We start from the raw sequence: 20,137 nt of genomic DNA on the forward strand, positions 1-20,137 counted from the left end.
TCGACTCAACACATTAACATATGCACATTTGTTTATGCATCTAGTCGACCCCGACGCAGAATCCGGAGCACATCAGACCCCGACTGCGTCTCCTGCGGGTGGATCCGCCTCGAGCTCGTTCGGGAAATCGAGGTGGATCCACCCGCAGGGCACTTCACCACCCGGCCGGTCGGCACCTCGGCGTCCCCGACGAAAGAAGCGGCCGCCGAGGATGTCCTCGGCGGCCGATGCCTGCGTGAGCTGGGCGCCCCTCACCTGGGGCGGCTGTCAGCTCTAGGTGCCCTTGCCGTCGTCGTCCTGTTCGTCGCCGGACTCATCGCCGTCGGGCGAGGCGCTGCCTTCGCCCGAGTTCGAAGCCGAGTCCGGACCCGCCTCCGAGCCGGCCCCGGACGCGCCTGTACCGCTCTCGTCGAGGCGGCGCTTCGCCTCATCGATATAGGCCTGCACATCGAAGCCGGTGGCCTTCTTCACTTCGTCGCCGATCCGGTCGAGGTCGACGCCGCTGTCATCGAGGAAAGCCTTCGGGTCGAACCCCGCGCCTGTCGATCGCGGTCCAGCCGACGCATCGTCCGCGACGACCCCGTCGACGATCTCGCCCGAGGAGCGGTCCGTCCCGGACGAGCCACCGGAAGCGGACCCTCCGGAACCGCCGGGCCCGCCCGAGCCGCCGTTTCCACCGGGCTCGCCCGAGCCATCGCCCGCCGCGCCGTCAGCACCCGATCCCTTTGCCTTGGCCACGAGGTCGGTGAGGTCGACACCGGTCGTTCCGCGCACGACCTCGAGGACCTGCGAGAGGTTGTTCGACACGGAGTTCGCGAGCTTCGACTCACCGTCGGTGGACACGATCGAGAGGTCCTTGATGTTCGCATACGGCGCCACCAGCTCCCCGGCGACCGAGGGCAGCACCTCGAGCACCTTCGACAGCACGGCCGCATCGTTGAACTGCTTGTAGGCCTCGGCCTGCGCACGCAGCGCCTCGGCTTCGGCTTCACCGCGGGCACGAATCGCATCGGCCTCGGCTTCACCTTCGAGGCGGATCGCCTCCGCGTCCTTCGACCGCCGATGCAGTTCGGCAGCGGCCTCGGCCCTGCCCTGCGCCTCGATCTCATAGGCCCGGGCATCGGCCGTAGCCTGCTGCCGGTAGCGTTCGGCGTCGGCCGGTCGGCGCACCTCGGCGTCGAGCTGTTCGGCACGCAACTCCGCGGCCTCCTTCGCCACAATCCGGTCCTTCTCGAGCAGTTTCTGCTTCTCGGCTGCGGCGGCCAGCGGGCCGGCGTTGTCGGCGGTCGCCTGGCGCTGATCGGCCTCTTCCTTCAGCGCGGCCCGGCGCAGCGCCAACTGCTGCTGCTGTTCGGCGATCGCCTGATCGGTCAGCGCCTGCTGCTTCTGGGTCTCTTCGTTCTGCTGCGCCTGCTCGACGGCCGAAGCACGGCCGGCGTTCGCCTCGGCGATGGCGGCGTTCTTCGCCACCTCTGCGGCCTGCGGACGACCCCAGTCGCGCAGGTAGCTGCCTTCGTCCTCGACCGCAGAGATCTGGAACGTGTCGATGATGAGGCCCTGGTTGTTCATCGAGTGCGCGGATTCCTCCTGCACCTGTGCGGCGAAGGAAGCGCGGTCCTGGATGATCTGCTCGACGGTGAGGGTGCCGACCACGGCGCGCAGGGTGCCGGAGAGGATCTCCTTCGAGTAGTGGTCGATCTGGTCCTGCTGGTCGAGGAAACGCTGTGCGGCCTTGCGCACGTCATCCTCGGTGCCGCCGACCTTGACCTGGGCGACGCCGCGCAGACGCAGAGCGATGCCGTTGATGGAGATGCCGTCGATCTCGACGGAGATCTGCCGCGAGGACAGTGAAAGGATGAACGCCTTCTGCACGATCGGGTAGACGACCGAGCGGCCCCCGATGACGATGCGCCCGGTTCCCGACGCGCCCGAGGCGTTCCTGCCGGTAATGATGAGCGCCTCGGACGGTGAGGCGATCTTGTAGGAGCGCAGGATCACGAACAGCGCGATCAGGATGATGATCACGAGGACGCCGATTCCTCCGGCGCCTAAGAGCAGGTCCATCAGTGGGCCTTTCATCGCAGTGGGCTGTGCCGACCGACCGATCGCCGGCCGGCCCCTTTCATCCTAGGCCAGCCCACGGGCAGGCAACAGGGTGGAAACCCTCGCACTCAAGGGCAGAATCTCGCCGAGGCGGCCCACCCGACCGCTGATCGCGCGGTGGAAGCCGTCCCTCACACCACCGGTGCAGTGATCAAGTTCACTTGCCCCATTCCCATGGCGGTCCGGCGATGAGCAGACCCGAGAATACGAGGACGACGAAGATGATGCCGATGCCGATGGCCGCCCACGGGAAGCGGATGCACCAAGAGGTGAGCTTTTCGAACCAGGTCTGCGGGGTGCGGCCGTTGCGGCCCAGGCCCCAGTCGCCTTCGAGAGATCCGGTCTTCTCGACCGAGCGCTCGAAGGGAATCGTGGCGTAGGGAATGATCGCCGACCCGAGACCGATGGCGATGCGGCGCTTGCTCCACTGCTGCGAGGTGCCGACGCCGATGACGGCGATGACGAAGCAGATGAAGATGAAGCCGTGGATGCCTCCGCCGATCCGCACCCCCACCTCGGTGGTGTGGGTGACGTATTTGAGGAACATGCCGATCAGCAGCAGAGTCCAGGTGACGGTCTCGGCGATGGCGAAGAAGGTGAAGAAACGTTTGGGAGTCACGGAAGACCATTGTGCCCGGACAAGGTGAACGCCCCCTGAGGGGCGCCGCCAGGTGAGTTGCTCGATCTCAGATCTGGGTCAGGGCGGACTCAGCTGCGTCATCGGCGCCGGATTCGAACCGCAGCCATCGTCATCTTCGCAGACGAGAACGGCCCGATACGGGCCGGTGACCGTTACCAGTCACCGACCCGCATCGGGCCGTCCGTGCCGATCAGGGCACGTCGTCTCGGCTGTCGCTCAGCCGCGGCGGCGGCGCGAACCCAGCGTCATCGCCAGACCGAGCGCGATGAGCGCTCCGGCCGACAGGATCAGCGGCAGGGCTTCGTTGCCGGTGCGCGGCAGGTCTCCTCCGCCGCCACCGTTGCCGCCGTCACCGGCTCCGGGTCCGTCACCCTCGGCGACAACTTCGAAGGATCCGGTCAGCGGGTCTCCGCCTTCGCAGTCGACGGTGACATCGTAGGTTCCGATGTAGCTGTCGACCATCGACTCGTCGAGTCCGCGGACTCCGAATCGAGCGGTGCCGTCGTCTCCGACCTCGGCGGTCTGTTCGAACGTCTCGATCTTCCCGTTGTTCGGGGTCACCGTCATCGTCGCCGTGGTGTCAGCAGTGCAGCCGGTGGCCGCGACCTGGACGCCCTTCTCACTGACGAAGTCCGGTGCTTCGATCGTCTTCGGATCGATGCTCAGTGCTCGTTCGTCAGGAGCCTCGGTCGGCGTCTCCGTGGGCGGGTCTGTGGGATCCGTGGGCGGAGTCGTCGGCTCGGTCGGAGGATCCGTCGGCGCGTCGGTGAGGTCGTAGGCCAGGGTGTGGACGGCGAAGCCGATAGCGGGAGCGAAGATGTCGATGGATTCCTTGCTCACGTTCTCGATCGTGTCCGTGGGCTGGTGGTAGTTCGTGTCGTGCTTCTCACCGACGGTGCCGCCGAACATCTCGGCTTCCTCGGCGGTCTTCGTGCCGTCGGCACCGGAGAACAGGCCACTGGCGGGGATGCCGTTGTCGATGAACGCCTGGTAGTCCGAGCGCCCGGAGAAGTCGGTGCCGACGTTGGGCTGGTCGATATCGGCAAAGTAGTCGGTGAAGACCTTCTCGAGCTCGGCCGAGCCTTCGGGGACGTTGACGCCGTCGGGGATCGGCACATCGGAGCCGTCGGAGTCGAGCGTGCCGACGATGTAGTTGTCAGAGCCGATCATGTCGAAGTTCATGTACGACTTGACCTTGCTCAGCTCAGCATCGTCGAGGCTTGCGACGTACTCCGTCGACCCGACGAGTCCGACCTCTTCTGCGCCCCACCAGCCGAAGCGGATGGCGTTGTCGACCTCGGTCGGCTGCTCGGCGAGCGCTTCGGCCGAAGCTAGAAGTGCCGCAGATCCGGAGCCGTTGTCATTGACGCCCGGGCCTTCTTCGACTCCGTCGAGGTGGGCGCCGAACATCTGGACGTTGTCATGGTCGCCGGCCTTGGTCTCGGCGATGACGTTCCACGTCTCCTTCGTGGTGAATTCGGTCTCGAGCGTGAAGTCAGCGGTCAGTGCCGCGGCTTCGGCGGCCGCGCCGTCTTCGGTGGCTTCATTGTCTTCGGCGGCCTCATCGGCCTGGTCGGCACCCTGCCCGAGTCCCGCCTCGGCGTCGGTCTGGCTCCCGGATTCAGCGCCAGCTTCGGCGCCTGCGGCTTCGACCTTCTCAAGGAGGTCGGTGCCGACGTTGTAGGTGACCGTCACCGTCGGGGCGCTGCCCTCCATGCGACCGCCGAGGGTGGCGTTGAGGTCCTCGTCGGGATTGGCTTTGTCGTTGTTGTAGATGATGACCGCCGCGGCACCGGCTTCGGTGGCGGCCTTGGTCTTGTCACCGAAGGCGCATTCACCGCGGGACACGAGCACGAGCGCCCCTTCGGCGCTGTCATCGAAGTCGCTCGCCTGGCAGCCGAGCTGCCCACCGACAAGGTCGCTGTTGTCGTCATCGACCGGCAGCACCACGGGCAGATCGGTCAGCGGCTCGGTCGTACCCTCGGTGTATTCGGCGGTCGCAACCTTGACTGCCTCTCCGTCGACCTTGACGTCGACTTCGCCGAAGTCCTGGCTCTCGACGTCGAAGGCCTGACGCTTCACGTCGAAGGCACCGGTCGCCTCGAGGGTCGATTCGACATATTCCACGGCTTCTTTGTAGCCGGGCGTGCCCAGCGCGCGGAATCCTTCGTCCGCGTGCGAGGTGGAGATGTCGGAGATCTTCTGCAGATGCTCCATCACTGCGTCGCCGGTGACGCCCATATCGGTGTGTTCAGTCGGTCCCGCGGTGCCGGCCGCCAGTGCCGGGCTCACCCCGCCGAGGACCAGTCCGGCCGTGGCGGTGACCGCCAGCCAGCTCTTCGTGCGCAACTTCATGGAGTTCCTTTCGCTCCTTTGTCTGTGTCCAGAGGAATCGCACATGACGGCGCACCGGAACCGACCGGCACGGCATGACTCCTCGGCCATACCGGTGTCGGCCCATCTACGGCTGCACTTGCGGGGAAGCTCGATTCTGACGCTTCGCCATGATTCGTCGTTGGTAACGAATCACATGCTTCTATAACGAAACGGTGACACAACTCACATTGGTCATTAATCTAACGCACCCCAGCGGGCTTTCATGTTACGAATTGATAACAACCGGTCACTGATTGATTTCGCGGGCGCGGACTGCCTGCGGTTCACATGCGGATTCTCTGCGGCGACTGCGACCGAACCACCGGTCGCTCCCGCGACTCCCCGGCCTCATCTGCTGCCAGCACGCGCATCGCACCGCGCAACCCGGCCCGTCTTCTCAGCCCCCTTACCGCCGCCCACCCAGTGCCGGAACCAGACCGCACGACTAGACTTGGACCAGTGACGACCAATGACTCCGCAGGTGTGACTCCGCCCGCCTCCCCCGACAGGCGGACCATTCGCCGCTGGCAGCGCTACCTCGCCAACGAACGGCTCGAGGAACGGGTATATCGCAACCTCGCCGAACGCCGCAAGGGCGAGGACCGCGAGATCCTGCTCAGTCTCGCCGCAGCGGAATCCCGGCATCAGGAGCATTGGATCACGCTGCTCGGTGAACACGCCCAGAAGCGCCGCTCCGCCGATCTCGTCACCCGCTGCCTGGCGTTCCTCGGCCGCATGTTCGGCTCCGTGTTCGTCCTCGCTCTGGCTCAGCAGTCCGAGACGAGCTCGCCGTACGACGAAGACGAAGCCGCCTCGGCCGAGATGGCCGCCGATGAACGCATCCACGCCGAGGTCGTCCGTGCCCTGGCCGCCCGTTCCCGCGCCCGCCTGTCGGGGAACTTCCGTGCCGCCGTCTTCGGTGCCAACGACGGCTTGGTCTCGAACCTCGCCCTCGTCCTCGGCGTCGGCGCGGCTGGAGTCTCGAACACCGTCATCCTGCTCACCGGCGTGTCCGGACTGCTCGCCGGAGCCCTGTCGATGGGAGCCGGCGAATACATCTCGGTGCGCTCCCAGCGCGAACTCCTCGACGCCTCCACCCCCGACCCCGAATCCCGGCACGCTCTGGCCGACCTCAACATCGACGCCAACGAGCTCGCCCTCGTCTTCCGCGCCCGCGGAATGGAAGCCCGAGAGGCCGAGGCCCGCGCCAACCGCACGATCGCGGCGGCGAAGAACAAACAGGCACCGCGGCTGCCGAGCCTCGACTCCGAAGTCGACCGTGACGAACTGGGCACCGGCCTCGGCGCCGCCCTGTCGAGCTTCTGCTTCTTCTCCTCCGGCGCGCTCATCCCGATCCTGCCCTACATCTTCGGCATGTCCGGACTGCCCGCCGTGTTCCTGTCCGCCGGCCTCGTCGGCATCGCGCTGCTGTTCACCGGCGGCATCGTCGGCCTGCTCTCCGGCAAATCACCCGGCCCCCGAGCCCTGCGCCAACTCGGCATCGGCTTCGGTGCCGCCGCCGTGACCTACGCCCTCGGCCTGCTCTTCGGAGGTACCGCATGACCGATCCGCTCATCCTCGTCGACCCCACCACCGGCACGTTCGAACTCACCGACCTGGGTGCCGCCCAACTGCCCGTCACGGACCTCTCCGCTCATCGCGGGGACGGGATCTTCGAAACCGTGCTGGTGGGCATGGGTGAGCACGGTGCCACCGTGGTGTCTCGGGAACGGCACTTCACTCGGTTCCGCGCGTCCGCCTCGGCGCTGGATCTGCCCGATCCTGACCAAGGACTGTGGGATCGGGTCATCGATTCCCTCATCGCCGAGGTGGCCGCCGCCGATCCCGAGAATGTCGAGTTCGGGATCCGCTACGCTCTCTCCCGCGGGGAGCAGGACGCGAACGGCGCATTCCGGGGCCGCGGGTGGGCCTTTCCCGTGCCCGTGGACGACCACATCCGGACAGCTCGGGAGCAAGGTGTCACCGCCGTCAGCCTCGATCGCGGCTTCGACGCCTATATCGGCAGCAAGGCACCGTGGCTGCTCATCGGTGCGAAGACTCTATCCTATGCGGTCAATCAGGCCGCCGGCCGCTATGCCGCGGCCAACGACGCCGATGAGGCGCTTTTCGTCTCCCATGACGGAATCGTGCTCGAAGGACCGACCGCGAATCTCATCATCCGCCGAGGCGACCACCTGCTCACTCCGAATCCGGAGGCGGGTCTGCTGTCGGGTACAACGCAGCGCCTGATCTTCGATCATGCGGAGGAACTGGGCTTGAGCGCCGAATATGCCGACCTGAGCCTCGACGACGTCAAGGCGGCGGATGGGGCGTGGTACGTCTCGTCGATGCGCACGGCGGTCGCGCTGCGCGAACTCGACGGGAACGCGATCTCAGTTGATCAGACTCTGACCGACAGGTTCCAGGAGATCATCCGCGGACGATGAGGCCGTGGGAGCCGCCGGCTCCGAGTGAGCGGCAGGCGCCTTCGGGGATGCGCTGCCCCGTGGTGGCCGGACTCTGGGCGGCTTCGGGGATGCGCTGCCCCGAGCCCTCAGGCTCGGGGCAGAGCGTCGGCGGGTTTCGCCGAGGGGAGAGTGAAGGCGAGAACGAGCCCGAGGATGCAGGCGGCGCAGCTGATCAGCCACACCGGCCAGAAGACGCCGGACATTCCCGGCAGCAGCGCAAGCAGGAATCCGAGGGCGCCACAGACGAACAGTCCGGTGACGACGCGCGTCTTCCACTTCCTCAGCATCGTGTGCCTTTCTCTTCACGTTTCGACCCAGACCTTCCCTTGCCCGATCGAAGCGTGCTCTCACGCTAACTCCCCCGGTCTGCCCGGCACATCCCCCAAAAGTATGAAATGAGCGAACTTTCTCCACCTCGTTCATTCTCGGGTGGCCTCGCGCGCATCGTCCTGCGTTAGTGTTGACTTCGACGGAATACGTTCCCGCGTCTCGTAAGAGTCGTGGGACTCAATGTTCAAAGGAAAGGACACGAGCATGGGAAAGCTCGCTTGGCAGATCATCGGCGTGGGAGCGCCCATCGCAGCTGCATTCGTCGCTCGCAAGACCCTGACCTTCGCGTGGGAGAAGTCGACGAAGCGCCCGGCGCCGTCGAACCCCGTCGATGACGAGATCTCGATGTCCGAGGCCCTGGCCTGGACGATCGTCTCCGGTGTCGGTGTGGCCGTGGCTCAGCTCGTGGTTCAGCGCATCGCCGCGAACACCGTGCGCAACAACTTCGGCGATGAGGCGTTGCCGAAGAAGTACCGCAAGCAGATCGAAGAGGTCACTGACTGATCTTCCGCTGACCTTCTGCTGCTTCTGCAGCAGCGAAGCGGCCCGCGAAGCTCATGCTTCGCGGGCCGCTTCTTCTCTGTCGTTCAGCCGGTGACGCGGTCGAGGATCTCAGCGAGGACCCATGCCTCGATCTGCCCCGGCGCCGAAGCCTGACCGATCTGCGCGAATGTGGCGCAGCTGCCGAAGTCGGCGCCCATGATCCTGCTCGTCCGGCCCAAGGAACCCATCGAGATTCCGAGCACGGGAACCGGCAGCGAGGCATCCGCCGCGGCAGTCGCCTCCAGGAGACGCAGAACATCGGCCGGTGCCTGCGGCATCATCGCCACCTTGGCCACATGCGCTCCGGCCTCGCTCATCGCAGCGAACGTCTTCAGCAGGCGCTCGGCAGAGTCCGTGGACTCGAAATTGTGGTGTGAGGCGACGACGGGCACGCCCGCTTCCTGCGCCGAGGCGATAAGGGAGCCCGATTCAGCCCGATCGATCTCAACGTCGATGGCGACGGGAACGCCCGATGATGCGCTGCCGGGAACGCCCGAGGCGGCGGTGCCGGTGGGGCCGGTGCCGGCAGCAGTTCCGGCGGCCGCCTCGACGTCGGTGACCCCGGCGATGAGTTCCCGCACCACCTCGGTGTAGTCGTCCTCGGTGATCTCCACCTGCCCGCCCTCGAATCCGGTGCGGACGGTCAGGAGGATCGGCAGCCCCGCTGTGAGTGCACTCGGAAGCAGACGAAGGGCCGCCTCGGCGAGGCTGTGCACACTCGTGCGCACCCCACCCTGCGCCGGATCGGAGGCGACGACGAGCAGCGGATCGATGCGCCATTCGACGGCGTCGACGATTCCTGTCGCGGCGGCCGCGGCACATTCGGCAGTGAGCTCATCTGCATTGATTGCCTGTGTCGGCACGATGACGGCGGGTCGCCCAGGATTGCGCACCGCGGGCGATCCTGCGGCAGGATTGAGGAACGGCAAGGATTTCATTTCTCAAGCGTAGGCGGTGACCAGGCGCGCGGGCAGGAGGACACGGGTGGAGACGATGCAGGTGGACAGGATCAGCGCACGCGATGGCTTCCCCCTCGAGATCCAGGTCAGCGGGCCGGAGGACGCTCCTGCACTGCTCCTCCTGCAGGGCCAGTCGAATTCGCACGAGTGGTGGGACGATCTGCGCGGGGACTTCGAACCGGACTTCCGCACGATCACGTTCGACTATCGCGGAACGGGAAGCAGCCGGGGTGAGCTCGGGGAACTGTCGACGGCGAGCTTCGCCGATGATGCCGTGGACGTGCTCGACCACCTCGGCGCGGATCGGGCCGCGATCTACGGCACGTCCATGGGCGGGCGGATCTCGCAGATGCTGGCACTCAACCATCCGGAGCGGGTGAGCGCTCTGGTCCTCGGGTGCACCTCGCCCGGCGGGCCGCATGCCGTCAAGCGTCCGCGTGAGGTCGGCCAAGCTCTGGCGAGGCTGCGTGGTGACGAGCACACGCAGTACCTCTTCGACCTCTTCTACACCCCCGCATGGACGGTATCGGCGGAGTACAGCAAGATGCTCGGCGACGACACGATGACGGCGGCCGAGTCATCCGCCCATCTGCGCGTGAGCGCCAATCACAATGCCTGGGACCGGCTGCCCGAGATCTCCGCCCCGACGCTGATCATGCACGGCGATGCCGATCGGATGAACCCGGTGGAGAATGCCCGGATCCTCCACGAGCGCCTCCCCGGATCTCAGCTGCTGATTCTGCCGGAAGGTCGACACGGATTCTTCGAAGAATTCGCCGAGGTGGTCACTCCGGCCGTGGTCCGATTCCTCACGGAATCGCTGCAGAAATCCTGAAGGCAGGAATCCTGAAGGCAAGGCCGCCTACTGCATCAAAATCCCATATCCGGTAGCAAATCCGTTAACGGCATAGCTACATGCTCCAATCGATGATTATAACAATCAAGTAACGCACGAACTTGTGTTTGCCCAGGTCAGAGCGGCAGTCAAGGATGACGCGCCGGAGACTGGGGACAAAATCTCTGCCGAAAACCCTGAACAAAACTACAATGGTGGATCAGATATCCGTGTGCGGTGAGGCGCGTGCGCAATTGAGCTATTCGGATCTGATCTGCGAGCACCGAACCGTGCAAACGGGGGTGAAGCCTCTCGTTCTTGCGGACTGCCAAGAATGCAAGGAGGAAGTACGTGAGCGTTGTCAAAGCGTCACACGTCTACAAAGTTTTCGGAAAGCGTGAAAACGAAGTCGTCAAACGACTCGAAGAGGGCGCCGACCGTGATGATCTGACGAAACTCGGAACGGCCGCCGTCATCGACGCGAGCTTCGAAGTCGAGGCCGGCGAGATCTTCGTCGTCATGGGCCTTTCAGGCTCAGGCAAGTCGACATTGATCCGCACCCTCAACGGACTCTGGGCACCCACCGCCGGATCCGTCGAGGTGCTGGGCACTGACATCGCGAAGATCGACTCGGCCGCACTGCGCAAGGTCCGCAGCGAACACATCTCGATGGTGTTCCAGCACTTCGCGCTGCTCCCGCACCGCACCGTCCGCGACAACGCCGCCTATGCGCTCGAGATCCGCGGTGTCGCGAAGGCGGAGCGGGACAAGGCTGCCGACCGCTGGCTCAAGGCCGTCGGCCTCGAAGGCTGGGGCGACAAGTTCCCCGAACAGCTCTCCGGCGGCATGCAGCAGCGCGTCGGCCTGGCCCGCGCTCTTGCGGCGGAGACCGACATCCTCCTCATGGACGAAGCCTTCTCCGCCCTCGACCCGCTGATCCGGCGCGAGATGCAGGAACAGCTCGTCGAACTGCAGCGAGAGCTGAAGAAAACGATCATCTTCATCACCCACGACCTCAATGAGGCGATGTTCCTCGGTGATCGGATCGCGGTGATGCGCAACGGACGCATCGTCCAGGTCGGCACCCCGGAGGACATCCTCACCGACCCGGCCAACGACTACGTGGCACAGTTCGTCCACGACGTCGACCGGGCCCGCGTGCTGACTGCCAACAACGTCATGGAGAAGGCACGGCAGACCGTGAGCAATCAGAACGGCCCCCGAGTCGCACTGCGCACGATGCGCGACAACGGCGCCTCCGGCGTGTACGTCACTGACAGGGACAGGAAGTTCCTCGGCCTCGTCAGCGACCGGGACTGCATCGAACACATCCGCACCGGTGCCACGACTCTCGACGAGATCATCAAACCGGTCGCCCACCCCGCATCTCCGGACGACCTGCTCATCGATCTCTTCCTTCCGACTGCGGAGATGCCTCTGCCGGTGCCCGTCACCGACGCTGACGGCGAACTCGTCGGCGTGGTGCCTCGTGCCACCCTGCTCGCCGCCCTCGGCAACCAGAACGGCGATGACGAGGCCTCCACCGAGGCTGCTGTCGAAGACTGGCCCGAGCCGGTCGACACCGGAATCATCGACCAGGTACTCGCCGAAGGTGATGATGCCGTCGCACCGCAGGCCGCTGGCGAAAGGGGTGAGCGCTGATGGAGAACATCAGAATTCCGATCGGAGCCTGGGTCGACACTGTCTTCGACTGGCTGAAAGACAACGTCGCGTGGTTCTTCGACTTCGTCACCTGGCTGTTCAACTTCCTCATCGAAGTCCTCACCGACGTGCTCGTCGACCTCCACCCGCTCGTCATCATCATCCTGTTGGCGCTCATCGGCTGGATCTTCCGCTCGTGGCAGATGGCAGTGGGCACCCTCATCACCATGTTCTTCATCATGACGATGGACCAATGGGTGGCCGCGATGCAGACCTTGGCGCTGATCATCATCGCCGCCGTCATCGCCATCATCATCGCCATCCCGGTCGGCATTCTGGCCGCGCGCAGCAACAGAGCCTCTGCAGTCATCAAGCCGATCCTCGACTTCATGCAGACGATGCCGGCCTTCGTCTACCTCATTCCCGCCGTCACCTTCTTCGGCATCGGCGTCGTCCCCGGTCTCGTGGCAACGGTGATCTTTGCTCTGCCTCCAGGTGTGCGCTTCACCGAGCTCGGCATCCGCGGAGTCGATTCGGAGACGGTCGAAGCCGGACAGTCGTTCGGTGCGACGCCTGGTCAGATCCTCCGCGGAGTCCAGCTGCCGTTGGCCACGCCGACGATCATGGCCGGCATCAACCAGGTCATCATGCTCGCACTGGCGATGGCCGTCATCGCCGGCATGGTCGGCGCCGATGGACTCGGAAAGAACGTCGTCGAAGCGATCGCCACCCAGAACCTGCCGCTCGGCGTCGAGGCCGGACTCGGCGTGGTGATCATCGCGGTCTACCTTGATCGCGTCACCGCGGCCCTGGGCACCGCGAAGGACTACCCGAACTCGCTCGTGGCGAGCATGCGTCGTCGCAGTGCGAAGAACAAGGCAGCTGCCGCAGCGGCCTGAGTCGATGGACCACACAGTCTGAATAGTCGATCACTAGAGAAAAGGTACACACAATGAAGAGAAGATTCCTCACCCCGATCGTCGCTGCAGTCGCAGCCCTCGGCCTTGCCCTGACCGGCTGCTCACAGGAAGCATCGAAGGACGGCGGCGAAGGCGGCGACAAGGGCGACATCAAACTCGGCTACGTCACCGGCTGGACCGACGGTCAGAGCATCTCGCTCCTGCTCGAAGACCAGCTGGGCAAGATGGGCTACAACGTCGAGACCGAGACCTTCAACGACGCCGCCGTCCTCTACGCCGGTGTCGCCAACGGCGATATCGACATGTATCCGTCCTCGTGGCCCGAGGTCACGCACAAGCAGTACATCGACGAATACGGTGACGACCTCGAAGACCTCGGCGCCTACTACGACAACGCCGTCCTCACGATCGCCGTCCCGAAGTACATGAAGGACATCAACTCGATCGAGGACCTCAAGGGCAAGGGCAAGGACTTCGGCGGAGAGATCATCGGAATCGAGCCCGGAGCCGGTCTGACGAAGGCCACCAAGGCGATGATTCCCGAATACGGTCTTGACGACGAATACGAACTCGTCACCTCGTCGACCGCCGCCATGCTCACCGAGCTCGGCAATGCGACCGATGCGGAGAAGGACATCGTCGTCACCCTGTGGCGTCCGTTCTGGGCCAACAACGAGTACCCGGTCAAGGACCTCGAGGACCCGAAGGGTGCGATGGGTGATCCCGAGAAGCTCCACTTCACCGCGACCAAGGGCTTCGGCGAAGAGTTCTCCGATGCCGCTGACTACGTCGGGAAGATCAAGATGGATGACAAGCAGTACGGAGACCTCGAGGACCTGGTCGTCAACAAGTACAAGGATGATGGCAAGAAGGCCATCGCCGAGTGGCTGAAGGCCAACCCCGACGCCTACGAAGGCGAGCTGCCTGACGAGAAGTGATTCTGTCGCCGCGGCAGCAGCCGCACTGAGGACGACATCGACGCCTCAGCTGTGGGCTTCCCCATTTCCCGGCGTGTGGTCATGAAATGCTGTGCCCTCCCGACTCGTCCGAGTCGGGAGGGCACAGCTGTATGAGTAGACTCGGCTGAGAATCGCCGTTGACACCAATATCGGTGCGCGGGCCCGAACGGAGGACATCCCATGACGACCGATTCGGCAACCGTCGACACCTTCGTCGGACCCCTCACTGTGACAAGCGACGGCCGGTCGATCCTCCGACTCGAATGGCGCAGATCCTCGGAAGCGAGCGACGCCGCCGATCCGAGCCCCGCCGAGGCGGCCGCCGCCTCGGGACCCTCTGTTTCGATCCCCGCCGAGGCGGCCGAACGGTCAGACCAGTTCCCCGCCGAGGCGGCCGCCGCCTCGGATCCGATCCTCACCGAGGCGGTCGCCCAGTTGCGGGCGTACTTCGACGGTCGCCTCGGCGATTTCGATCTGCCCGTGGACTTCGGTCAGATCTCGGACGTCGCGAGGACCGTGTTGACGACCTTGGCCGAGGAGGTCCCGGCAGGGACCACGGTCACCTACGGACAGCTCGCCGAAGCCAGCGGAACCGGGATTCCGGCGCGTGCTGTCGGTGGGATCATGGGACTCAATCCGATCCCGATCATCGTCCCCTGCCATCGTGTTGTCGCAGGTAGCGGGCTCGGCGGGTATTCGGGCGGGCTGCCCGGGCACGAGCTCGAGACCAAGCGACGCCTCCTCGAGTTCGAAGACGCCCTGCCGCAGCCGCTGTTCTGACCGGCCCCACGGTCTGCGAATCGCCCCCGACCGACGCGGCCGCCGTCTCCGCTCAGATGGGTCCGGCGGCCGAGCCGGTCTCTCATGCGTCGAACAGCTCCTGCCCGACGTACCCGTCCTCGCTCGCTCCGGGCGGTATCGCCCACACAGTCGATCCGATCGGGGTCGTCCATTCGTTGAGCAGGTCCACCTCGGCGAGGCGGCGCTGGATCGGCAGGAACTGCCGTTCGATATCGGCCTGGAAGGATGCGAACAGCAGCCCGGAATCCCCGCCCGCGCCGGTCTCGTAGTTGAACGTGCGCCGGTGGATCTGCACCTCCGGGCCCAGTCCGTCGCGGGCGCGAGCGATATGCGCGGCCTGAGAGATCGTCGTCAGCCCCCGTTCATCGACGGCGGTGAAGTCCGGGACGTCGAACTCGTCTTTCCCCGACAGGGGTGCCCCGTTGTCCACGGTCCGCCCGACCGAGAACTCCCGGGCCGGGCGGTCGGCCTGATCCCAGGTGTCGAGGTTCATCGCGATATCGCGCAGAACCAGCGTCGTTCCCCCACGCATCCACACCGGCAGATGCGCACCGAGGTCGGCCGGCGGCTCCCCGCGGGCGGAGAACACCGGGTTAGCAGTCTCGGTGCCCTGTCCCCAGATGATCCGCGCGAAGTCCTCGGATCCGGGTCCAGGATTCGCCGTGCCGTCGAGCTGACCGAAGAGGTTCCGCTGGGTCCTCCCCTCCCCCGCGCTGCCGTAGGCACGTCGGAATCCGTCCCGCTGCCAGGCCACCTCGGCGAACGATCGCGAATCCTTGAACAGCATGCGCCTGGCATGTGCCAAGGTCAGCGGGTCGTCGCCGCAGATCTGCAGGAGCAGGTCGCCCTTGCACCGATCCTCGTCGAGGCGATCGATCGAGAACGCCTCCAGAGGCTGCAGCCAGTTCGGGACGTGCTTCTTTCCGGCGAGCGCCACCAGCTCGGCACCGAATCCGAAGGTCACCGTCAGCCGGGCGGGGTCGACGGCGAGCTCGGATTCGGAATCGGCCAACGGCGCCCGCCCCTGCGTCAGCGCGGCCGCATCCGCGGTGAGCAGGCGCAGCCAGCGCACCGCCTCGGCGGCCTTGATCCCGGGCCTCAGCGTGAACGCGATGAAGTGCGCATAGGCCTGCGGCGGGGTCTCGACCCCGGATTGATGAGTGCCGTAGAACGGCTCGGTCTGCGGCCCGTTTGCGCCGTCCAGATCTCGCCGAGGCGGCCCGCCGTCATCGGCTGACGTGTTCTGAGAGCCGGTGCCGCGGCCGAGTGCGAACCGGGTCGTGGCGCCGACGAGTCCTGCGCCGCCGGCCGCGGCCGCCGAGGTCAGGAGACCTCGACGGCTGAAGCCGGTGCGACCGGGCTCAGTGGTCACCGTGGTCTCCGTGATCGGGGTCCTCGTGATCGTCGCTGTCGGCACCGGCGTGCTCGCCGTCGTCGCCGTGCTCACCATGATCGCTGTGGTCGTCGCTGGAGCCTTCGGCTTCCCCGGGCGCGTATTCTTCCTGCGCTCCGGAGTACTCCTTCGCTACGGCAGTGACCCCGACGGTCTCGCCGTCGGCGGTGACGAGATCGAGGCTGATCTCCTCGCCCGGCTTGATGGCCTTCTTCAGGCCCATGATCATGATGTGATCGCCGCCGGGCTCGAAGTCCAGGCTCTCCCCGGCCGGGATGGTGAAGCCGCCCTTCTTCTCCTGCATCTTCATTCCACCCGAACCGTCGCTTTCGGTCTCGTGGAGCTCGACCATCTCCGAGTCCGGGTATTTCGCTTCCACGAGATTGATGTCCTTGTCTGTGTTGTTCTGCAGCTTTCCGAAGACTGCGGTCATTCCGTCGTCGGCGGCCTTGACCCAAGCGCCGTCGAAGCTGAGCGCTTCGGCGTCGACTGCGCTCTCCGAGGATTCCGTCGAGGTGGAGCTGCCGCCGTCGGTCTGTGTCGAACCGGCAGCCTTGCTGTCGTCTTGGCCGCAGCCTGCCAGGCCGATGGCGACGGCAATGGGCAGGGCAAAGGCCAGGGTGATGTTCTTTCGCATGATGTCTGCACTTTCGTCGTTCAGGTGCAGTCGAGCACATGTCGGCGCGCGCCGCGGCCGCCTGCTGGCGCAGGCAGCAGCGCTTTCGTGAGGCTTTGCGCCGGTCACGGTTGCCTGCGCGCAACTCGTGCGAGTGCAAGTGCGCAGGGCATGTGCTGGCCAGGGTGCGGGCACGTGTCCTCTGCGCGCAGCGGTGTGCGCGGACGTGTTCGACTGTCACCGAGGGGCGGCCCGCCGCTGTCTGGGCGGCCGCCCGAAGGTGGATGGTCACCCGGGAATCCAGGTGTGGGTCGGCGCTGCAAACGCCGATTGGGACGTCAGACGAGCGCGGGCGGGCCGCGGCGGTAGTTCGGACCGACGACCGCCGAGGTGACCGGCTGAGGCACCCGGAACGAAGCGCAGAGCTTGCGGAACGGTTCGTCGGCCAGGACTCCGGCCGCCTCGGCGAGGGCTCGCAGTGCGCCGATCACCGGGCCCAGGGCCAGCTGCAGAATGCTGAGGACGATGTCCTCACCGCGTTTGAGGATCACGGCGGTGACGAGGACGGCGACGACGTGGGCGATGATCATCCCCACCGAGGTTGCCCCGTGGCTCGCATGTCCGAGCGCGGTTGCGGCAGGACCGAGGTCAAGGGAGCCGGAGGCTGGGACGATGTGTCCGGCGTGGGCATGGAGGGCCGCCTCGGCGGAGGTGGAACCGGTACCTGCAGCTCCGGCCTGCCCGCTTCCGGATTGAGCGGTTCCCGCGTGGGCTCCTGCATGGGCGAAGGTGTCTGCGGACCAGCTCATCGTCAGGTGCATGAGCACCTGACCGAGGCCGAGCAGGCCCGCCAGAGTCAGGTAGCCCAGGCGCCTGCCGGCGACGATCATCGCCGCCCAGAGGACGAGAACGAAGACGACCACAGTGCCGGGAATCGAGACGCCGCCACCGGCACCGAGGTGCATGAGCAGCGCAAGGAGAGTCGTGAAGAGGGCAGCGAAGAGCGCACGTACGGATTTCGTCCATCCGGTCATGGGCCCTCCTCTCAGTTCGCTCCCACATTCTACTCAATGTAGAACAATTTCGGGAAGGCGACTGAGCCTACATCCGCAGCCAGGTATCGGCGGTCTTCTTGACCATGGCACCGGCATCAGCGGCAGCATCGCCCCAGGCGACGAGGTTGCCATCGGGGTCAGTGGTGGAGTCGGAGAGGACGACGACGTCGAAGTTGCACACAAGACCCGCCATCGCCGAGGCGTAGACGGCTCCGGGGGTACCCGCCGCGGTGGCGTCGGCGCCGGCGATGATGACCCGGTCGACAGAGAGGTCATGCAGGCCTGCGGCCAGATCATCGACACCTTCGAACACATCCGGACTCTCGGACCGGAGCACAAGATCCTCTTCATCGGGAACGAAGATGCTCAGCTCCTCATCGGGAGTGTCGGCGAGGTCGGCCTTCGTCGACGCGAAGATGAGCACACCGCCCACAGCGCGGGTGCGGGTGACGATATCGCCGAGGGTCTCCATGGCGTCATCGCTGGGGTAGCTGGCGTCGTCGGTGTCAATGAGGAGGAGGGCATCCATATTCCAATCGTGCCACGACCGACTGACACATTCGAAGCCGGATCACCTCGACCGCAGCCGACACCACTCCTGACCTGCAAGGACTCAAAAAGGCTTGTCAGCTTTCTCGAACTGGTGCGAACACCATATTTGTGTTCGAAACTTTTTTAGATCACCTATGGCATTCCAGACTTTATGAGCGTACACTGGATTCCAACAACAACGATGTTGGTGAACGGAACTCATCTCCATGACCCTCACTCCCGAACGCAGCTCCGATCATTCCGATCGGAACGCCGACAACTCCCCGCAGACCAGCGGTCACCCGCTGCTGGCCGACGAGGAGTGGGCAGATCTCAGCCGCTTTGCGCCCGAGGTCACCTCTTCGATCACTCAGCTGATGAGCCTCAAAGACGAGCTGCGCTCGTTCGATCGCCCCATGGGACCGGACCAGGCCATCATGCTCGCCGATGGGGTCGAGGCGATCACACGCATCAACGATGCATTGTCGACGCTCGCACTCTCCGTCTGCGAACGCGTCGGAACACCCAGCGATTTCGGCGCCAAGTCGACGAAGTCGCTCATCGAGAACCGATTCAGCCTCACCGGCGCCGAGGCGAATCGCCGCACCGATATGGCCAAGAACCTCGGCGGACGGGTCGACATGGCCGGACAGGCTCTGCCGCCTCTCTACCCTGTCGTCGCAGATGCGCTCCATGCCGGCACGATCTCCGCCGCCCAGGCGTCTGTCATCGAAGACTGCATGCGCAAACTGCCCACGTGGGTCAGTCAGACGGTCCGCACCGACGTCGAGACGCGCTTGGTCGACAACGCGCCCAAGGTCCGTCTCAAGGATCTGCGCGAGATCTTCGGCAAGCTCATGGGCTATATCGACCCGGACGGCGCGGAGCCGAACGACTCGGCCGACCGCTCTGCGTACAACATGTCCATGCGTGCCAAGACCAACGGCGACTGGGAGCTGCGTGGACTGCTCGACCCCGTCACCGGCGGCACTCTCAACGGACTGCTGACCTCACGAATCCAGTCTGCGGGAGAAGACGACAAGACCGGTGCCGACTCGGCGACTGGCGCCCCTGGGATCAGGGCCGCGGGCAATCCCGACACCGTAACCGCTGCTTCTGAGGGAACGAGCTCGCCGCTTCCTGACAAGGAGCTGCTTGAGATCGTCGATGCGGTGCTCTCCGGTGACCGATATGACGCGAAGCGAGTTCCGGCACCCGATCTCGACGCAGCTCGCACGAGCGGAAATTCGGCTGCCGTACCCGGCGTCGGCGTTCGTGAGGACGGCGATTTCGTCGACGTCAGCGCCGAACAGCCTTCGGCGCGCGAATGGATCTACGAACGATTCGCTGGCCTCGTCACGACGATCGACAAGCAGCGGACGGCTGCAGGAGCGCCGTATGCTCTCGTCATCAACGCCACCGCCGAAGATCTGGCCAAAGGAACAGGACACGGAACCACTGGCGCCGACAATCCCATTCCCATCAAGGAACTGATGAGAAACGGCCTCAGCGGCTCGCTGTTCTTCCACCTCATGAGCGACAGGGCCAAGACGATGCAGGTGGCCACAGAGCAGCGCTTCGCCAATCGCAAACAGTTGGCAGTGATCACCGCCCGTGACCGAGGTTGCACCTTCCCCGGCTGTGACGCCCCTCCCGGTTGGTGCGATGCCAACCATGTGTTTCCATGGTCGCTCGGCGGAAAGACGGAGATCAACAATCTCGCGCTGCTGTGCAGCTATCATCACCACCTGCTCGACCGCACCGACTGGGACACGGTGATGCTATTCGACGGGCGACCCGCCTACATTCCGCCCGCCGCAAAGGACCCGGCTCGTAAGCCGATCCTCCACGCCCGGTTCATCGCGGACGACATCGTCGACTCCCTGTTCGACAAATAGCCGCCCCAACTTTCAGGGGACAGCTGTGCCCACTTTCCAAGTTCAGCC

At 65.2% G+C, this 20,137-nt stretch carries 19 protein-coding genes; 9 read left to right on the plus strand and 10 right to left on the minus strand.

Annotated features, from left to right (window positions below; genetic code table 11):
• Window positions 1-72: 72 nt before the first annotated feature.
• The 4 genes from HK353_RS09755 to HK353_RS09770 form a co-directional block, all read right to left on the minus strand.
• Window positions 73-255, minus strand: a complete 183-nt coding sequence (locus HK353_RS09755; RefSeq protein ID WP_173155650.1) for a hypothetical protein — start codon at window positions 253-255, stop codon at window positions 73-75.
• Window positions 256-273: 18 nt separating this feature from the next.
• On the minus strand, window positions 274-2,064 hold the full coding sequence (locus HK353_RS09760; RefSeq protein WP_173155652.1) for a flotillin family protein: 1,791 nt from the start codon (window positions 2,062-2,064) through the stop codon (window positions 274-276).
• Window positions 2,065-2,260: 196 nt separating this feature from the next.
• Window positions 2,261-2,722, minus strand: coding sequence for a DUF3817 domain-containing protein (locus tag HK353_RS09765; RefSeq protein WP_173155654.1), 462 nt, complete (start codon window positions 2,720-2,722; stop codon window positions 2,261-2,263).
• 237 nt (window positions 2,723-2,959) lie between these two features.
• Window positions 2,960-5,098 carry a M28 family peptidase gene (locus HK353_RS09770; RefSeq protein ID WP_173155656.1) on the minus strand — a complete coding sequence of 713 codons (2,139 nt, stop codon included), beginning with the start codon at window positions 5,096-5,098 and terminating at the stop codon, window positions 2,960-2,962.
• A gap of 480 nt (window positions 5,099-5,578) precedes the next feature.
• Here HK353_RS09770 and HK353_RS09775 point away from each other — a divergent pair, with 480 nt between their 5' ends.
• The gene (locus HK353_RS09775) at window positions 5,579-6,682 is read left to right on the plus strand and encodes a VIT1/CCC1 transporter family protein (protein WP_342589877.1); all 1,104 of its coding nucleotides are present in this window, start codon (window positions 5,579-5,581) and stop codon (window positions 6,680-6,682) included.
• Entirely contained in the window at window positions 6,679-7,566 is an 888-nt protein-coding gene (locus HK353_RS09780; RefSeq protein ID WP_173155658.1) for an aminotransferase class IV, read from the plus strand. The genes HK353_RS09775 and HK353_RS09780 overlap by 4 nt, the downstream gene beginning before the upstream one ends.
• Before the next feature lie 107 nt (window positions 7,567-7,673).
• Here the strand turns inward: HK353_RS09780 and HK353_RS09785 are convergent, their stop codons facing one another.
• The gene (locus HK353_RS09785) at window positions 7,674-7,874 is read right to left on the minus strand and encodes a hypothetical protein (protein ID WP_139468999.1); all 201 of its coding nucleotides are present in this window, start codon (window positions 7,872-7,874) and stop codon (window positions 7,674-7,676) included.
• Window positions 7,875-8,121: 247 nt separating this feature from the next.
• On the opposite strand from HK353_RS09785, the gene HK353_RS09790 reads away from it, so the two are divergent.
• The gene (locus HK353_RS09790; protein ID WP_173155660.1) at window positions 8,122-8,421 is read left to right on the plus strand and encodes a DUF4235 domain-containing protein; all 300 of its coding nucleotides are present in this window, start codon (window positions 8,122-8,124) and stop codon (window positions 8,419-8,421) included.
• A gap of 83 nt (window positions 8,422-8,504) precedes the next feature.
• Here the strand turns inward: HK353_RS09790 and HK353_RS09795 are convergent, their stop codons facing one another.
• Window positions 8,505-9,398 (minus strand): type I 3-dehydroquinate dehydratase, encoded by an 894-nt coding sequence (locus HK353_RS09795; RefSeq protein ID WP_173155662.1) that lies wholly within the window; start codon window positions 9,396-9,398, stop codon window positions 8,505-8,507.
• A 55-nt stretch (window positions 9,399-9,453) separates the two neighbouring features.
• Between HK353_RS09795 and HK353_RS09800 the strand changes: the two genes are divergently transcribed.
• The 5 genes from HK353_RS09800 (at window position 9,454) to HK353_RS09820 (ending at window position 14,575) form a co-directional block, all read left to right on the plus strand.
• The gene (locus HK353_RS09800) at window positions 9,454-10,254 is read left to right on the plus strand and encodes an alpha/beta fold hydrolase (RefSeq protein WP_173155746.1); all 801 of its coding nucleotides are present in this window, start codon (window positions 9,454-9,456) and stop codon (window positions 10,252-10,254) included.
• A gap of 351 nt (window positions 10,255-10,605) precedes the next feature.
• Complete coding sequence (locus HK353_RS09805; protein WP_173155664.1) at window positions 10,606-11,916, plus strand: betaine/proline/choline family ABC transporter ATP-binding protein; 1,311 nt, start codon at window positions 10,606-10,608, stop codon at window positions 11,914-11,916.
• Entirely contained in the window at window positions 11,916-12,815 is a 900-nt protein-coding gene (locus HK353_RS09810; RefSeq protein ID WP_173155666.1) for an ABC transporter permease, read from the plus strand. The genes HK353_RS09805 and HK353_RS09810 overlap by 1 nt, the downstream gene beginning before the upstream one ends.
• A gap of 53 nt (window positions 12,816-12,868) precedes the next feature.
• Complete coding sequence (locus HK353_RS09815; protein WP_173155668.1) at window positions 12,869-13,774, plus strand: glycine betaine ABC transporter substrate-binding protein; 906 nt, start codon at window positions 12,869-12,871, stop codon at window positions 13,772-13,774.
• Between the two features lie 201 nt (window positions 13,775-13,975).
• The gene (locus HK353_RS09820; RefSeq protein ID WP_173155670.1) at window positions 13,976-14,575 is read left to right on the plus strand and encodes a methylated-DNA--[protein]-cysteine S-methyltransferase; all 600 of its coding nucleotides are present in this window, start codon (window positions 13,976-13,978) and stop codon (window positions 14,573-14,575) included.
• An 82-nt stretch (window positions 14,576-14,657) separates the two neighbouring features.
• Here HK353_RS09820 and HK353_RS09825 read toward each other — a convergent pair whose 3' ends face one another.
• The 4 genes from HK353_RS09825 to HK353_RS09840 all read right to left on the minus strand — a co-directional run bounded on the left by HK353_RS09825 (window position 14,658) and on the right by HK353_RS09840 (window position 18,189).
• Window positions 14,658-15,968, minus strand: coding sequence for a Dyp-type peroxidase (locus tag HK353_RS09825; protein ID WP_342589878.1), 1,311 nt, complete (start codon window positions 15,966-15,968; stop codon window positions 14,658-14,660).
• Window positions 15,958-16,626 carry a copper chaperone PCu(A)C gene (locus HK353_RS09830; RefSeq protein ID WP_173155674.1) on the minus strand — a complete coding sequence of 223 codons (669 nt, stop codon included), beginning with the start codon at window positions 16,624-16,626 and terminating at the stop codon, window positions 15,958-15,960. The genes HK353_RS09825 and HK353_RS09830 overlap by 11 nt, the downstream gene beginning before the upstream one ends.
• Window positions 16,627-16,943: 317 nt before the next feature.
• Window positions 16,944-17,639: a hypothetical protein gene (locus HK353_RS09835; protein ID WP_173155676.1), complete on the minus strand. Its 696-nt coding sequence runs from the start codon at window positions 17,637-17,639 to the stop codon at window positions 16,944-16,946.
• A 67-nt stretch (window positions 17,640-17,706) separates the two neighbouring features.
• Window positions 17,707-18,189, minus strand: coding sequence for an isochorismatase family protein (locus HK353_RS09840; RefSeq protein WP_173155678.1), 483 nt, complete (start codon window positions 18,187-18,189; stop codon window positions 17,707-17,709).
• A 229-nt stretch (window positions 18,190-18,418) separates the two neighbouring features.
• Between HK353_RS09840 and HK353_RS09845 the strand changes: the two genes are divergently transcribed.
• A complete protein-coding gene (locus tag HK353_RS09845; protein ID WP_173155680.1) occupies window positions 18,419-20,089 on the plus strand; it encodes an HNH endonuclease signature motif containing protein in 1,671 nt (556 codons plus the stop codon).
• Window positions 20,090-20,137 lie beyond the last annotated feature (48 nt).

It is taken from the genome of Brevibacterium permense, from assembly GCF_013280495.1.
Classification (GTDB): Bacteria; Actinomycetota; Actinomycetes; order Actinomycetales; family Brevibacteriaceae; genus Brevibacterium; species Brevibacterium permense.